Genomic DNA, 18,222 nt, shown 5'->3' with positions numbered 1-18,222 from the left:
TATGGCAACAAACGGTGAAAAAGGTACAGTTCCAGATGGAGGTAATTCTTTTTTTTATCCATGGGCGGGACAATTGATATCACGAAGTAGCTATGATAAAGAAGCGCATTGGTCATTTTTTGATGTAGGTCCTTGGGGAGCAGGGCATGAGCATAGTGATAAACTTCATCTATCAGTATCAGCCTATGGTAAAGATCTATTGGTAGATTCTGGGAGGTTTGCCTATTCAGGGAAGTGGCTAAAAAATTTAGGGCATATGCCTTGGGAAGTGAAGGACACAATACGGTTCTTATAGACCATAATGGACAATCTGCAGGCCCCGCTATTGCATCGGCAGCATTAGATCATCATAGTTATAAAATTGTAGATGCTTTTGATTTTGCAACTGGTTCGTTTGATAGATATAAGAACATTAATGGAAATGTAAAACATCAACGTTCTGTATTATATGTTCGTGGAGATTTTTGGGTAGTAGTAGATAGGATAATAACGGATAGATCTAGAAATATTGAAACACTATGGCACTGGCATCCTGATTGTATTGTAGAAAAAGAGGAATCAGTAGTTCAAACAAATAATACAGAAGGAAATTTAGCAATTATTCCTGTTGGGCAACATAATTTTAAAATTAATCTAATTAAAGGACAGGAAAAACCCAACATTCAAGGATGGTATAGCTCCATGTACAATTTGTTTACTCCAAATATTACAAGTATCTATAGCACGGATATTAATACCAGTTCTACTTTTGTGTGGATACTTCAACCTTCCAAAAGCAAAATATCTTTATTGAAAGCTAAAATTATTTCAGACAATGAAAAGGCCGTAAAGATAAAAGTGAAATCAAAAAATCATGACTATAAAATTACCATACCTTATTATAGCAGCGAGGGTATTAGTTTTGTGAAAAAGTAAGTTTATCAATAAAATTAGACTTATGCAGATTGGTAAAGAGAATAACTTATAAAGGATAAAAGAGGATTTGTGCTAAATATATTTAAAGGTTTTATAAAAATAATAAAATTTTAAGTCTGAGGTTATATGTGATAAAAGCAAGGGTTTGGTAATTCTATAAAATTGAACAGATAGCTTGGTATAATTAATGAATCGCAACGTTTTGTTGATTTATCATATTGAAACAAAGCGAATTTAAGAATATGTGAGGATTGTCAGATGTAGTACGAACCTTGAGTTATTCTGTATTCCTCTCTCAATTTTACACTAGTAATGTTTGTAACCAAGGCAATAGACGTCCATCATATTATTGTTTAATTTGTTGAGAGATTTATGTGGATAAATCATGGTTACGTATTTATTGATAAAATCTGTTAATTCTTTATTTTATTAAGCTTTTTTCCAATTAAAGACGAATAATAATATTGGTATCCGTTCCAATCTACTGATAATGATTTAACAGAAGCATTCCGCCACATCATTGTCCCTTGAATTTCATTTCTTACTCATAAATTATTTGATTAATCCCTTTTAACGTTTAAGAATACCTGTGAAATTAGTACAGCGTTTGAGATCTTATATCAGAATGAAATAAAAGTTCTTCATATATAATAATCATGCTTGTAACTATTTTATGTTAAGAATAATTGTGTTTTGAATGGTTAAATCAATTGTCATAGACCCAATAAGTGCCTTTGTCTTCGCTAAATCAATGAAAACCATTACTACATGCAAGTTTATTTTTGTTTGTATGCTAAATAAGAAATCCAAACCTGGTCTAAACGAGGAAACTGTTCTTTTTATAGAAAGTATATTCTTTTTTCTAATAATCTAGGACTTAATTGGAATATATAGTTCTCCTTAGTTTTGTTTTAAATGGACTCTAGAATTATTTAATTTTACGTTTTTTTTTTACAGAATATATTCTAATTTTCGTTTTCCTACAACTCTGAAGCTTGTAATTTGTTGTTCTACTTAATTTAGCATATCTACCTTCTTCAATATGATAACTCAACTTATTGTTTAGGTTTTTATTTTGTAAAATATATTTTAGTTTTCTTGTTAATCCATAGCGTATTCTCTTTAAAATAGGGTGTTTGATATAAAATTATAAGTATTTGATACGCATTTATAAGGGAAATATGTGCATGTAAGATACATTTACAATACTATTAACCAATACAATTTAATATGAAGAATAAGTTACTAAATCGTAATTACATAGTAATTACGTTAATTTGTCAACTACTTTTTACAGGTGTATTAAATGCACAAACATCTGGAGAAAAAATAACTATTGGAGGAAAAGTCACTGATGTAGATAAGGTACCAATAGCCTATGTAAATGTCCTGGAAAAAGGGACTAAAAAGGGAGTGTTAACTGATTTTGACGGTAATTTTAAACTTGTAGTCACTAAAGGAAAAACTGTTGTATTTTCTTATATGGGATTTAAAACTATAGAAAAGGTTATTTCAAAAGGTGGAGATTTATCTATAATAATGACGGAAGAAGCAGGTAAGCTTGATGAAGTAGTTATTACCGCTTTAGGTATTAAGAGAGAAAGAAAAGCTTTGGGATATTCGGTACAAGAGATTAAGGGAGAGGAGATCGCGTTATCTGCTGACCCAAATATTGTAAATGGATTAGCTGGTAAGGTTGCAGGAATGTATGTAACAGGAGGTACGTCTGGTATGGGGGGGTCTTCAAATATTACTATTAGAGGTAATTCTAATTTAAGTGGTAATAATCTTCCATTATTTGTTATTGATGGTATTCCATTATATAATGAAGAAGTAGATAAGCAATCTTTTTGGGATGCATGGAATACGAAAGGAACTGTAGATTTTGGAGATCCAATATCAAAAGTGAATCCAGAGGATATAGCTGAAATTTCAATATTAAAGGGTGCAGGTGCAACCGCGCTATATGGTTCTCGAGCGTCAAATGGTGTTATTCTTATTACAACAAAACAAGGAGATGGTGTTAAACAAGGTATTGGTATTACTTATACTCTTAATGCAATAGCTTCTAATCCTGTAATAGAGGCAGAATTTCAGCAAGAATATGGAGCTGGTCAAAATGGTCAATATGAATATACAGGTAACAGAAATGATGCGGGTGTAAATGAGTATACACAATATTCTTGGGGACGTAAGTTTGATAAAAATTTATTTATACCACAATTTCGATCTCCAGTTGTAAATGGGGTTATTGTTCCTGTTCCATGGGTAGCACATCCAAATAATGTTGACGATTTTTTACGTACAGGTTTAAATTTAGAGCATAATTTAGCGCTTAGTTTTAATGGTAAATCGGGTTATGGACGTGTATCTTTAAGAAGTGCAAATGAGTCAGGAATGGTTCCTGATACCGATGAGCAACGAACTAATTTAAACGCAAGTTTTCTTGGTAATTTAACTGATAAATGGAAAGTAGAAACGAATGTAAGTTATAGTGAGTCTGGAAGTGATAATAGAGTTCCTGGATGGGGGAATGGTGTTACTCAAAACCTTATGAGAATGCCTTCTAATTTTGATATGAAGTATATTAATTCTGTACCTCATAAAAATTTAGATGGGTCTATGAATAAGTTTACAGGGTTTGATAATCCATACTGGTCTTTAAAAGAAGATTTTTCAAGTTACCAAAGACGAGGATTTAGCGGAAGAGTTGGTTTGCGTTATGAAATTATGGAGGATGTTGAAGCAAGAGTATCAATATCTAAAAACTATAGTAATGTAGATAATAGAAGCTTTGGGCAGATTGATTTAGCTGTCGCTAAATCTGGAGATTTTTTTGATGATGGTGACTATAGTATAGGAACAAGAGCTTATTCTGAAAACAATTATGACTTTAGTCTTTTTGGAAGTAGAGAATTAACAGATCTGTTAGACCTATCATTTACAGTTGGCGCTAATAAAAGAGAAACGTACTCATCAAATTGGAGAGCAAGTGTTTCTGAACTAGCTACGCCAGATATAGCTGCATTAAGCAATGGTTTGGGTACTAAAAATATTAGACAGTCTTATTCAGAAAAAGAAACACAAAGTGTTTTCGGACTTCTTTCTTTTGGGTATAATGACTATTTATATTTAGATATAACAGGACGTAACGATTGGTCATCTACATTACCTTCTGAAAATAGATCTTATTTTTATCCGGCTGTGTCATCATCTTTTTTACTAACAGAAGCATTTGATATAAAATCGGAGACACTTAGGTTTCTTAAATTAAGAGCAAGTTGGGCACAAGTTGGTAGTGATACATCTCCATATCAATTAACAGGTACTTATGGGTCTCAATTGGATTGGAATGGTAGACAAACAAACGCATATACTACAACACTTCCAGCGCTTGGTTTAAAACCGCAACGAACCAATTCTATTGAGTTTGGTACCGAAATAAATATGTTTAATAATAGGTTGAATTTTGATATTGCTTATTATAAAACGAATACAAAAAATCAAATTGTAACCGTTGGAATTCCAAGAACATCAGGAGTAGGAAGAGCTACAATTAATGCCGGAAATGTACAAAATAAAGGTATAGAGTTTATGGTTAACGGAGCACCTATTAAAACAAAGGATTTTCAATGGAACATTATTGTAAATGCGGCTAAAAATGAAAACAGATTGGTGGAGTTATCAGATGAAGTATCATTTATAAGAACGGGATGGCACAGTCTTGAAACAAGAGTAACAGCAGGTGAAAAATATGGAGATATTTATGGGTATAGTTTTATGACCAATCCTGATGGAAGAAAAATTATTCAAGATGATGGTAGGTACTATCGCTCACAAGATTATCCAAACACAGATTGGGATCAATATCTTGGTAATGCACAACCTAATTGGGTAGGAGGATTAACCAACTCTTTTAGATACAAAAACTTTAGAGTTAGTACTACGATTAATGCTAGATTTGGTGGTGTTGTTTATTCTCAGTCTAATGCCGATAATGCTAAATATGGATTGTTAAAAGAAACAGTAGGTTTAAATGACAGAGGTATAGAAAAACGTTTACCCGTATCTCAAGGTGGAGGTGTTAGAGCAGATGGAGTTAAAGAAGTAAAAGATTCTAGCGGTAATGTAACTGGGTATGTTGAAAACGACACATACTTAGAAGCTGAAACATATTATAATTGGTTAGGAGGAATTCATGAAGCACACCTTTTTGATGCGAGTTATATTAAATTACAGCAAGTTACTTTAACGTATCAATTTCCAAAAGAAATACTAAAACCTCTTAAACATATTCAAAGAGCCTCCTTATCCTTATCAGGATATAATTTAGGAGTTCTTAAAAGTAGCATTCCAAATGTTGATCCAGAAGTATCCTTAGGACGTAGTAATGCAGGACAAGGGCTAGAAAATGGTGCACTGCCAGCAGCTAGAAGAATAGGTTTTAGGTTAAATGTTGAATTTTAAAAATAAAGAATTATGAAAAATATTATATATATATTAATATGCTCTCTTGGAATTCTGTCCTGTACAAAAGAGTTTGATGAAATGAATATTGACCCTAATAATCCCGTTAGTGCAACTTCATCATCAATATTGTTACAAGCGCAAAGAACAATTACTCATACTTTATTAGATGATAATGATGTTTTTTCTGTACTAGGTTGGACACAATATCAAGGCCGCAATGGTTACAATGAGCAAACCTATGATTATAATTGGAATACGGATAGAATTTTTAATAGTGTTAATCTTGTTTTGAATGATATAGAGCTTTTAAGAATACAAGCAATTAAACAAAATCATAAAAATTATGAAGGTATTGCTATGATAATGAAAGTATGGATATTTGCTAACTACACAGAAATGTATGGGGATGTTCCATATAGTGAAGCTCTAAAAGCCTTTTCAGATCGTCTTCTTTATCCTAAATATGATACACAAGAAAGTATTTATAAAGATCTTGTATTACAGTTAAAAGAAGCGGAAGCAAAACTAGATATTGATCCTTCTGCAGCAAGAGTAGATGATGGGTCAGATCTTTTTTGCCAAGGTAATATGTTAAAATGGAAAAAGTTTGCTAATTCATTAAGAGCTAGATTATATCTAAGGATGTCTGAAGCGGACAATGCAATCGCAAAAGCTGGTTTAGAAGAAATATTTGGTGATATTACTACATATCCAATTCTAGAAAAGAATGATGACAATGTAGGTGTCAAGTTTATAGAAGAAAGCTCTGGAGTAAATACAGCTACATTTGTTCAACAAAGTAGATCTGGAACACAACGATTTGCGGGAGATTTAATTGTTGATTTGCTTTGTGCTAATAATGATCCACGACGTACTATTATGTTAAATGCTACTCAGCAATCTATTGATTCTGTAAAGGCAGGAAAATGGACTGATTATGAATACACAGGTACTCCACCCAATACGTTATCTCCAATAGTTTCTTTTAAAGAATCGGAAGTTTCAATGGTAGGAGAAGCTATAACATTTGATTTTTATCGCCCAATTGATATTATATCTTATGCAGAGGTGTTATTTATTAGAGCAGAAGCAGCAAGTAAGGGGTATAATGTTGGCGGAACCGCTAAAGAGTTTTACGAAGCAGGTATAGTAGCATCTATGAATAAATGGGGCGTTTCAGATTCAACTTTAATAGACCAATATATAATTGAAAATTTTGCTGCTTATGATGCCAGTAAGGCCAAAGAGCAAATTATAAATCAAAGATATATAGAGCAGTTTCATCAGTCTCTAAATACATTTGCCATGATAAGACGTTCTAGTTATCCGGTACTTAAATGGGATGCTGTAGGGTTTGCTCAAGATTATGGTTTTCCAGATAGAATACCTTATAGTTTCAATCAAAAAGGTGAACGCAATTTTTCAGATGAAGGTGTTGTACAAAACCTTTGGGGTAATTTGTGGTTTGCAAAAGGTGTTACGGTTAATCAAAATTCTTCCTACACTACACCTGCTATTTATAAATTTAAGAATTAAAAAATATACAATATGAAAAGTAAATTAATTAAAAGTTTTTGTTTGTTTACCATAGCAATAACTTCACTAGTTTCTTGTGACGAGTATGAAGATTATGATCTTAGTGCACCTACGCCAATTGTTGAGTTTGATTTGTCGGTTGATGGTTATACGGCCACCTTTACTAACAAATCTCAAAATGCAACACATTATTTATGGGAGTTTGGAGATGGTTTTACCAGTTTAGATAAAAATCCAACTTATACTTTTGAAGTACCTGGAGATAGTATACAAATAAGATTATCAGCATTCACAGAAGGTTACTATAGCGCAGATTTTAGTGTTGCTTATATCGATTTAGTAGGAAAAACGGGTAGTGCAAGTAATTTTGTAGGAGATTATGAAGGGTTAATTGCTCCAGCTGAAGGGGAGAGTCTACCTTTTTCAACCACAACTACAGCTGTAGCCGGGGAAGAAGCTATTATGTTTGGAAATTTATTAAAGGCAAATAGATTGCAATATGAAAGTTGGGGATATTTAAATTCTAAAGGTACCGATGATTTTGCTAAAATTATTTTTAAAGAAAATGGAGTAATAGAGATTCCTTTGCAATATATGTATCATTTAGACGGAAATGGATATGTAGATAACGTTTATATTGTGGGAAAAGGAAGTTATAGGGCAGATACAGGGGCTATATCCTTAGAATATATAGAATTATTTGAAGGTGATGGGTTAGACTGGGATGGTAAAACTATTACAGAAAAAGTGATAATAGCTAGAAAACAATAAATAGATTTTGATTAACAGTTTGAGTTAGAATTGAGCAGGACTAAATAGTTTATTTTTTTCCTGCTCTTTTTTTTAACAGGCTGATATAGGTTTTTTAAAGTTTTAAAATTTAAAATAAAATAATTTTTGGAGAAGAAAAGATATAAATTGAGTATAACATATAAATTTAATTAGTTCTATAAATTCGAAAATGGATAATATTAATAAACACAATTATAAAATGTCAATTAAACAAAAACTCTTTATTTTATTTATCGGAATAAATTTAGTGTCATTTAATTTACTGGCACAAGAATCTATTTCTATAGTGCCTTACCCTAAAGAAGTTAAAATTTTAAATGGGTATTTAACCTTTTCTAAGAGTATTAAAATAGCTACATCAGAAAAAGAATTAGAACCTGCAACTAAGTTAATTGCAAAAGACTTACAAACCCTTTATCAATTTTCTTCTACTGTAAAAAAAAGGAAAGGAGATGTCTTACTAAATTATGACTTTACTTTAGAAGAAGAAGCGTACACTATAGAAATTAACAATAAACAAATCGTAATTAGCGGAGGTAGTTACAATGCGGTTTGCATGGGAACAACTTCTTTATTACAACTAGCAAAATTAAAAGATGGTAAGTTAGAATTTCCATTATGCACAATTAAGGATTTTCCAAATTCCTCTTACCGTGGTTTTATGCTAGATGTAGCTAGGCAATGGCATAACATTGCTACGGTAAAACAAGTGATAGATCTTTGTAGATGGTATAAAATTAGATATATGCAATTTCATTTAACGGATGATCAATCGTTTACTTTTCCATCAACTACTTATCCTAAATTAGCAACTGCTAACCGTCATTATACTTTAAAAGAATTAAAGGATTTAGTGTCTTATGCAGAAGCACGTGGCGTAACAATAATTCCAGAATTTGATGCCCCAGGTCATACGCAAGCCATGCGAAAAGCAATGCCAGAATTATTTGGGGAATCGAGATTAGGTGTTATAAATATGGCTGATGAACGTGTGTATACTGCAATGGAAACTATTATGGAAGAAATGATGGATGTATTTTACACATCGCCATATTTTCATATAGGAGCTGATGAAGCATGGTTAGGTGAGTTTGAAAAAAGAGATGAAACTAAAGCATATATAAAAAAGAAAGGATTTGATAATGCACATGATATCTACTTAGATTTTATGGTGCAAATGCATTCTATTGTAAAGAAGAACAATAAAAAAACCTTAATTTGGGAAAGCTTTGCAGGAGATGGAAGTAGAAAAGTAAAGATTCCAAAAGATATAATCGTATTTGCATGGGAAACGGCATATCAACGTCCAGAAAGTTTATTGAAAAATGGATATTCTATAATTAATGCTTCATGGAAACCAGCTTATGTGACGCCAGGGTTTAGATGGAATACAGATTATATTTATAAATGGAACCTTCATCGATGGGAAAATCATTGGAATGCAACTCCGGCATATCATAACCCAATTCAACTTGATGAAAGTGAACCAATTTTAGGCGGACAAATGTGTTCTTGGGAAATGAGTGAAGAACAACAAATTCCTAGTATTCATAATCGTGTACCCGCTATTAGTGAAGTGTTTTGGAATGGTGATAACAAACAAAAATATGCCCATTATCATAAACGTTATCTACAGACGGATGCACAGTTTAATCAATTAATATTTCCTGTAACAGTGGTAAAAGAAGGTTTTACCGAGCCCAATTATGAAGGAATCTATTATAATAGAGAAAATAAGTTTGGAGATGTTGCATCGCTCACATTTAATCCAAACATACCAAATACAAAAATAACATATACCACAGATGGAAAGATGCCAACTAAAGACTCTAATCCATTGCCTTCAACCTTAAAAATAGATAAAGATTTTAAGGCGAAATTAGGTGTTTTTGATAAAAAAGGAAATAGGTTGGGATATAAATTGATCAACTACCAATTAAATCCTATTGTACCTACTGTAAAAGGAAATACTTTGGCATTAAGAGATACAATTATTAGTAGACCTAAGGTAGAATTTATTGGTAATGTTACGCTTTCTTTTCAGTTACTAAAAAAAGAGAGTGAAATTCGATATACTACTGATGGGAGTAGACCTTCTTTAACTTCCCCATTATATAATAATCCTATACTTATTGATAAACCTCAGGTAGTAAAAGCGGTTTGTTTTTATAATAAGAAACCTGTAGGATTAATGTATGAATCTAAATTTATTAAAAAAGATTTTGAGAAAAATATAACGATGGGTAAAAAAGTGACTTCACCTGAAAATAAAAACAGCCCAATTTATGGAATGAATAAAGCTGTGGATGGTTTTGTTGATAAAGATGCCTTCTGGGATTCTCAAGGTGGTCCTTCAGGAATAATTGTTGATTTAGAAAAACGTACTACTTTAAAAAAGGTGGAATTGTTTACATATTGGGATGGCAGGAGATATTATCAATACAACATAGAATTATCTATTGACGGAAAAAAATGGATAAAAGTAGTAGATCGTTCCGATAATAAAGAGAAAGCTACAGAGCAAGGGTATGTTGATGAGTTTTTAGAACAACAGGCCAGATATATTAAAGTAAATATGTTGCATAATAGTGCAAATCCATCCATGCATATTGTTGAATTAAGAGCTTATTAAAAAGATAAAACATGAAAAAAATACTGTACCTATGCTTACTATGTTATTGTATTTGTCCAAAACTTAGTTTTGGACAAACCCCTGTAGATTATGTAGACCCTTTTATAGGAACTCATGATTCTAGACCGTTATTATTTCCTGGAGCCACATTGCCTTTCGGAATGGTGAAAATAAGTCCAGATAATCAAAAGTCAAATTGGAAAGCAGGACATGACTATGCTATTAAAAACATTGCAGGGTTTAATTTTGTACACGACTATCACTTATCTACCTTTTATGTGCTTCCTGTTACGGGGAAAATTCAAACTCAACCTGGTACGGAAGATCATCCAGAATTAGGGTATCGATCTAGAATTTCTAATGATAGAGAAACAGCAACACCCGGATATTATTCTGTTTACTTAGAAGATTATGATATTACGGCAGAAGTTTCTGCAACTACAAGGGTAGGAGTGCAGCAATATACTTTCCCAGAGTCAGAAGAATCTGCGGTAATGTTTGATTTTCAAATTCCTTATGAAGATCCAGGCGAAGTGCTAGAAGTAATGGTAAACAAGGTTAGCGATACCGAAATTGAAGGATATATTAAAGTTATGGACAGACAGAATAATGGGGTAACCATTATGCTTCAAAATGACTATTATCTTTATTTTGTAACACGAACAGATACGCCCTTTGATAGTCTTAGCGGTTGGCAAGATGAAACGAAGTTTGAGGATATATCCAAGTTTACAGGAGCTGGGGATGTAGGTTGTTATTTAAGGTACAAAACGAATAAAGGACAAAAAATTAATGTGCATACCGCCTTGTCTATGGTAAGTACAGATCAGGCACGATTAAATTTAAATACAGAAACTAATAACAACAAATTTGCTTTTCAAAAATATAAAAAGGATGCCAGAAAAATTTGGAACAACTTATTAGGTGCCATAAAGATTGAAGATGATAATGAAAATAATAAAAAGAAGTTTTATACCAACCTTTATAGAACGTATTGTGCAAAAACAATATGGAGTGATGTAAATGGGCAGTGGGTAGACATGAATGAAGAGGTGGTAGAAGGAAAGCCAGGGCTTAATGTATATGGCGCTGATGCTTTTTGGGGGATGAAATGGAATCTTAATGGACTTTGGTCTTTAGTAACTCCGTCCATTACCAATTCATGGGTAAACTCTTTGTTAGAAATATATAAAAGAGGCGGTTGGCTTCCTAAAGGCCCTAATGCAGGAGAGTATTCTGCTATTATGACTTCTTCTCCCGCGGTTTCATTTATTGTTGCTGCCTACATGCAAGGCATACGCGATTATGATGTAGAATTAGCGTATGAAGCTATTGTAAAAATAATGAAAACGCCTGGAGAAGTGCATAAAAGCAATGGTTTTGTAGGAAACCGCTGGCTAAAACCTTATATGGATTACGGTTATGTAGCAAGTGAAAGTGGTCCTGCTTCTAATACAATGGAACTTGCTTTTCAGGATTGGTGTGTAGCACAAATGGCAAAAGATTTAGGTAAAATGGAAGATTATGACTATTTCTTAAAACGATCATCTAGTTATAAAAATCACCTAGATCAAAAGGAAACTTATGCAAGGATAAAAAGTTCAACAGGCCAATGGATAGCTCCTAATAATCCGTTTTCTTCAAAAGGATTTATAGAAGGTAACGGATGGCAATATACTTTCTATGCTCCTCATGATGTGCAAAGTATTATTAACTTTTTAGGGAAAGATAAGTTTTTAGAGCGATTAAATTGGGGGTTTACCAATTCTAAAGAATCTAAATTTAATGCAACAGGAGATCGTTATGCAAAGTTTCCTATCAATCATGGAAATCAACCTAATATGCAAGCAGCATTTCTTTTTAATTATGCAGGACAGCCGTGGCAAACACAACATTGGGTTCGTGAAATTTTAAATATATATTATGGAGATACACCAGAAGACGGATGGCCAGGTGATGAAGATCAAGGGCAAATGGGAGCATGGTATGTAATGAGCTCTTTAGGCTTGTTTCAAATGCAAGGTGGTTGTGGAATACAGCCAATTTTCGATTTAACTGCACCATTGTTTAAGCAAGCTACTGTAACATTAGAAAACGGTAAAAAGTTAAAGATTATAGCTAAAAATAATAGTGATACTAATTATTATATTCAGTCTGCGAAATTAAATGGTAAACCTTTAAACAAAACCTGGATTTATGTTTCTGATATTCAAAAAGGAGGAACAATTGAATATGTTATGGGACCAAAACCTAACAAGCAATGGGGTATTAGTGAGTTGCCGCCGTCAATATCGAAGCCAGGAGCATGGAATAATGAAAATGACAAAGGTTTTGTAATTAGTGCAGACGGTTTGAATGATGCTGAAAAAAATAATTTTATGACAGAGATAAGCGTTCAAATCAAGGCCAAGATTAACAAAGGAATAATTAGATATACTTTGGATGGGTCTGTACCTATAGCATCTTCAAAAAAATATAATGAACCGTTGGCCTTTAGTGAAACAGTTGTACTTAATGCAATGGTTTTTGATCTTAATGGAAAACCTATCAGTACTCTAAGAAAAGCCAAGTTTGAAAAGATTGATTATGAAGAGAATTTGACTTTTCATCAAGAGACTAAAGCTTCTGTTTCTAACAAAGGATATGAATCTTCATATGCCGTTGACGGCTTTGTTGATAAAGAGAAATTTTGGGATGCATCACCATATCCGCAAAGTTGGCAAGTTAAATTGGCAGAAGTTACTACAATTAGCAAGGTGCACTTGTTTACTTATTGGGATGGTTATAGAAGTTATGCTTATACTATTGACGCTTCTGATGATGGTGAAAATTGGAAAAAAATTGTAGATGCTTCTACAAATAAAACAAAAGCAACCGAAAAAGGATATGTTCACAAAATAAAACCAATCAAAGCAAAATATTTTAGAGTAAATATGATAAAAAACAATGCGAATATTGGTGTACATATTGTAGAGTTCAGAATTTACTAAAATATTCCATTTTTTAGATGTTTTATTCTAGTTAGTCTTGTTTATGTCAATAAACATAGGGGTTTGTAATTATATTATAAGAATATGATACGCTATTATAATTGAAAAAGAACATCTAATCTTACATTTACATCAGTAATAATTAAAAAAAAATATATTTCTAAATGGATAAAAATATTACAATAATTATTTGAACTAGTGTTAAGACTTATCTCATACATTCCTTTTTTTTTAGTTTATATAAGGAGTGTATTTGATAAGTTTAAATTCAATTAATTCTAAATTTTTTAATCTACACATACGCCAAAAAATACTAATTAACCTATTTATGATAAAATTATTAAAACCAATTTTAGTCCTTTTATTACTTACAGCTTGTAATCAGAAGAAACAAGAAACACAAGCAGAAAAATCGGCCTACGCGTTAGCGAAACGAATTATGCCAGAACGTAATTCAGAGTTTATTTTTAAAGAAATTACTGCTACTAAAGATAAAGATGTATTTGAAATTAGTACAGAAAAAGGTAAAGTACTTATAAAAGGAAATAATTCGGTGGCAATGTCATCTGGTTTAGATTGGTATTTAAGTAAATACTGTAACTCACAGACGTCTTTAAATTACAATCAAATAGAGTTGCCAGAGACATTACCTGTAATATCAGAAGTTATAAAAGTAGAAACTCCTTTTAACTATAGGTATTTTTTTAACTATTGTACTTATGGTTATACAATGCCTTGGTGGGATTGGGAACGATGGGAACAGATGATAGATTATATGGCACTTAAAGGAGTTAATATGCCTTTAGCCATGATTGGTCAAGAAGCTGTTTGGCAAGAAGTATTTAGAGATATGGGGATGCCTGATGAAAAAATTAATGAATTTTTTGTAGGTCCGGCTCATTTACCTTGGGGATGGATGGGAAATATAGATGGTATGGGAGGTCCTTTACCTGATAATTGGATTAAGCAAAGAAAAGAACTACAAATAAAGGTTTTAGAGCGTATGCGTTCTTTGGGGATGAAGCCAGTATTACAAGCGTTTACGGGGCACGTTCCAGAATCTTTAAAGGAATTATATCCAGATGCTAATATTTTTCAAATAGAAGATTGGGCAGGTGTAGACGGTACTTACTTTTTAGATCCTACCGACAAATTATTTCAAGAAATTGGGACTGCTTTTATTAAAAAACAAACAGAAATGTATGGTACAGATCATTTGTATGATGCAGATTGTTTTATAGAAGTGAACCCACCATCTAAAGATCCAGAGTTTTTGCAGCAGGTAAGTAAAAGTGTGTATCACTCTATGGCACAGGCAGACCCTGAGGCTACTTGGGTTTTACAAGGATGGTTTTTCTTTTTTAAGAAAGATTTTTGGACAAAAGAAAGAGGTAGCGCCTTTTTAAATGGTATACCTCAAGACAAAGTTATTGTGTTAGACTTGTATGGTGAAAAAAATCCTACTTGGAATAAAACGGATGCTTTTTACGGTCAGCCTTGGGTTTGGAATGTTATCTGTAACGAAGACCAGAAAGTAAATATGAGTGGAGATTTAGAGGTAATGCAAGAGCAATTTCAAGAAGCTTTTAAATCAGAAATCAATAATAATTTACAAGGAATTGGTGTTATACCAGAAGGATTAGGATACAATCCAATAATACAAGATTTTATTTTTGAAAAAGCATGGAACCAAAAAGAGGTTAATGTAAAAGAATGGGTTAGTTCTTATGCTTCAAATAGATATAACACTAAAAATGAGCATGCAATTAAAGCATGGAACTTTTTAGAAGAATCTGTTTATCGCAGAACTAGAACGTTATGGTCTCCATTAATTACTACACCACGTTTAATGATTTTTGAAGAAGGAAGTGAAGAAGATATTAGACACGTAAGAAAAGATTTTAAAATAACAGCAGAAGATCCTTTTGCTTGGGATTTTAATGTCTATAAAATGGCTAGCGCAGCAGATAATCTTTTAGCGGCAAGTGAAGAGTTAAAAAATAAGGATACATATAAGTTTGATGTGGCTAATGTATATAGAGAACTATTATTTAGTTTAACGCACAAGGTTATTAATGATGTTAGTGTTTCTTATCAGGAAAAAAATATAGAACAGTTTAATAATGCGTCTATAACTTTATTAAAACTTCTAAATGATTTGGAGGCAATTACAGGTACTAATGAAAACTTTTTATTAGGTAAATGGATAAAAGATGCTAGAAGTTGGGGTGTTACAGAAGCAGAGCAAGATTATTATGAATGGAATGCACGTACAATTGTAACTATTTGGCAGCCTTACCCAGAAGGTGGTTTAAGAGATTATGCCGGTAAACAATGGAACGGCCTATTTTCTGGATATTATAAACCTAGATGGCAACTATTTATTAATCATTTAAGTAAATCTCTAAAAGCAAATACTCCATTTAACCCTAAAGAATTTGATAATGAGGTGAGAGTATTAGATTATAAATGGACTAAAAGTACAGATTCATACCCAGCCACAGTTACTGGAGATGCAGTTTTAGTAGCTAAAAGATTGCAGAAAGAATATGCTCACTTTTTTAAAAAATAAAGAATGATACATAAAAATATAATATATAGGTTTTTACTCTTGTTTCTTTGTGGGGTTGTTAGTTGTAGTTCCTTTAAAAGAGAAGAAATTAATACAAGTATAGCAGTTATTCCTGTTCCGAAAGAGATTATTAAGAAAAATGGAAGTTTTAATTTTACCAACTCAACATCCATTGGTGTAGAAGATGAAAGTTTATTACCTATTGCAAATATTTTAGCAGAATATTCTAAAAGAATTACAGGTACAGGTATTACTGTTACAAAAGAAATAAAAGCCAATAATAGTATTGTTTTAAAATACAATAAAGATTTAGATAATAATACACATACGGTTGTTGTTGATAAAAAGGTAATCTTAGAAGGTAATTCTTATAGTGAATTAACAAATGCGGTAGCTACTTTAACTCAATTAATTAAAGTAGATGAAAAAGGTGCTTACATATCTTATGTAGCTATAAAAGACAATCCAGATTTGGATTTTAGGTCTGTAATGTTAGATTTGGCTAGATTTTGGCATCCAACAGAAACCATAAAAGAAACAATAGATTTATTGTGGTTGTATAAAATACCATATTTACATCTTCACTTAAGTGATAATAGTAGATTTACTTTTCCTCTTAAAGATTTCCCTAAAATTAATAAAACCAATAGTAAAGGTGAAAGAGAATATTATACAAAAGAGGAATTAAAAGATATTGTACAATACGCAAAAGATAGAGGTATAGCTTTAATACCAGAAGTGGATTTACCAGGTCATTCTTCTATTTTATGGCAAACATATCCAGAAACTTTTGGAAGTTTTAAACCTAAAACGAATAAGCCTGAACAATTATATGTTATAAATATAGCTAAAGAAAAAACGTACGAAGCGGTAAATACTATTATAAAAGAATTAGCTTCTGTGTTTTACACTAGCCCGTACATCCATGTTGGAGGAGATGAGGTTTATTTAGAAAACCTTAAAAAGGCACCAGAATACCAAAATTATACTAAAAAGAATGGTTTGACAGCTGCAGAAAAAGGAAATGCTAATGAGCTTTTTTGTCATTTTATAAATAAAATGAATCAAATGGTAAAAGCAACAGGTAAAAGTACTATTGCTTGGGAAGGTTTTCATGGCACAGGAGCTGGAAGTGTAACAATAGATAAGGATATTACAATTGTAGTTTGGAACACCACCTATAATAACCCTAATAATTTATTAAAAAATGGCTATAAGGTTATAAACTCCACTTGGATTCCTTGGTATATGGTTGGAGCAATGAATTTAGCACCTTCTATAGATAGAGCTTACAACTGGGAAGTTACTAATTGGGAACATTGGAACAAAAGTATCAAAGAGGTTAATGTTGAAGAAAATCCTAATATTATAGGTGGACAAATATCTTATTGGGAGCAAAATCATTTTAAAGTTATTCCTGTTTTAAAAGACAGAGTTCCTGTTCTTGCAGAGCGTTTATGGAATACAACAGCAACTAAAAAACTTAAAGATTTTAAAAAGGATCTTAGTACTAGTAATAAATTATATTCTAAGTTATTTAGACCAATTTCTAGTACGGATAAGAATTTAATTTCTAGTGATGATTTAAAGTTTACATCCCCTGCAGAGATAGTTTTAGATAGTCCTAAAGATGCTAGTTATTCATGGGCTTTTTCGAAATCTTGGGATGTACCTTCTAAGACTGAGATGTCTTTATACAAAGAACCAATTAAGTTAGCAGAAAGTGGTGTGTTAACAATTCAAAAAAGAGATGAATTTGATAATGTTATTGGATACTCAGAGCAAAAATATTATCAAAAAGTTATACCAGCATACAAATATAAAGTTTACGGACCTGCTCCTATTAAAGGATGGAATGCTATTCCTAATTTTAACGAAATTCCATTAATGAGAGAGGGAGTTACTGCCAAAACAACTAAAGAACGGCTAGATGAAATTAATGGTCAACTGTTTGCAAAAGTAAAATCAATAGGGCATATAGATACTCGTTTTAGAGGTATTTATAATCCATATGCTATAGAGTTGACGGGTAAGATTTCTATTGATAATACCGATAAGTATACCATAAAACTGCAAACGCATGATGGTTTAGGAAATATTTATATAGACGATAAATTGGTAGCAAAAGGTACAGAATTTAAAAATAAACCTGAAGAATTTAAAATACAATTAAGCGCAGGTATACATAATTTAAAGATAGAATATTTCTATCAGCAAATTCAAAATCAATTAAACATTATGTACAGAACAAAAGAGATGCAAGATTTTGAACCTTTTGAGAATTTAGTACAACCTTTAAATAATTTAGATTAATT

Annotated in this window: 9 protein-coding genes; all 9 read left to right on the top strand. The window is 31.9% G+C overall.

Annotation, left to right across the window (positions count from 1 at the left end):
* The first annotated feature begins 1 nt into the window (after position 1).
* A complete protein-coding gene (locus MPF19_RS13730; protein ID WP_249988689.1) occupies positions 2-295 on the top strand; it encodes a heparinase II/III domain-containing protein in 294 nt (97 codons plus the stop codon).
* A complete protein-coding gene (locus MPF19_RS13725) occupies positions 235-915 on the top strand; it encodes a heparinase II/III domain-containing protein (protein WP_249988664.1) in 681 nt (226 codons plus the stop codon). Before MPF19_RS13730 ends, MPF19_RS13725 begins: the two co-directional genes overlap by 61 nt.
* A 1,230-nt stretch (positions 916-2,145) precedes the next feature.
* A complete protein-coding gene (locus MPF19_RS13720) occupies positions 2,146-5,382 on the top strand; it encodes a SusC/RagA family TonB-linked outer membrane protein (RefSeq protein ID WP_249988663.1) in 3,237 nt (1,078 codons plus the stop codon).
* A gap of 12 nt (positions 5,383-5,394) precedes the next feature.
* Positions 5,395-6,921: a SusD/RagB family nutrient-binding outer membrane lipoprotein gene (locus tag MPF19_RS13715; RefSeq protein ID WP_249988662.1), complete on the top strand. Its 1,527-nt coding sequence runs from the start codon at positions 5,395-5,397 to the stop codon at positions 6,919-6,921.
* A 12-nt stretch (positions 6,922-6,933) separates the two neighbouring features.
* Positions 6,934-7,692: a PKD domain-containing protein gene (locus tag MPF19_RS13710; protein WP_249988661.1), complete on the top strand. Its 759-nt coding sequence runs from the start codon at positions 6,934-6,936 to the stop codon at positions 7,690-7,692.
* Between the two features lie 220 nt (positions 7,693-7,912).
* Positions 7,913-10,345 carry a family 20 glycosylhydrolase gene (locus tag MPF19_RS13705; RefSeq protein WP_249988660.1) on the top strand — a complete coding sequence of 811 codons (2,433 nt, stop codon included), beginning with the start codon at positions 7,913-7,915 and terminating at the stop codon, positions 10,343-10,345.
* Between the two features lie 11 nt (positions 10,346-10,356).
* Complete coding sequence (locus MPF19_RS13700; protein WP_249988659.1) at positions 10,357-13,335, top strand: GH92 family glycosyl hydrolase; 2,979 nt, start codon at positions 10,357-10,359, stop codon at positions 13,333-13,335.
* Between the two features lie 328 nt (positions 13,336-13,663).
* Positions 13,664-15,907, top strand: a complete 2,244-nt coding sequence (locus tag MPF19_RS13695; RefSeq protein WP_249988658.1) for an alpha-N-acetylglucosaminidase — start codon at positions 13,664-13,666, stop codon at positions 15,905-15,907.
* Between the two features lie 3 nt (positions 15,908-15,910).
* On the top strand, positions 15,911-18,220 hold the full coding sequence (locus tag MPF19_RS13690) for a family 20 glycosylhydrolase (RefSeq protein ID WP_249988657.1): 2,310 nt from the start codon (positions 15,911-15,913) through the stop codon (positions 18,218-18,220).
* The last annotated feature ends 2 nt before the right edge of the window (positions 18,221-18,222 follow it).

This window comes from Polaribacter sp. Z014, assembly GCF_023555435.1.
Taxonomy (GTDB): domain Bacteria; phylum Bacteroidota; class Bacteroidia; order Flavobacteriales; family Flavobacteriaceae; genus Polaribacter.
This window is presented reverse-complemented; position numbering and strand designations above follow the sequence as displayed.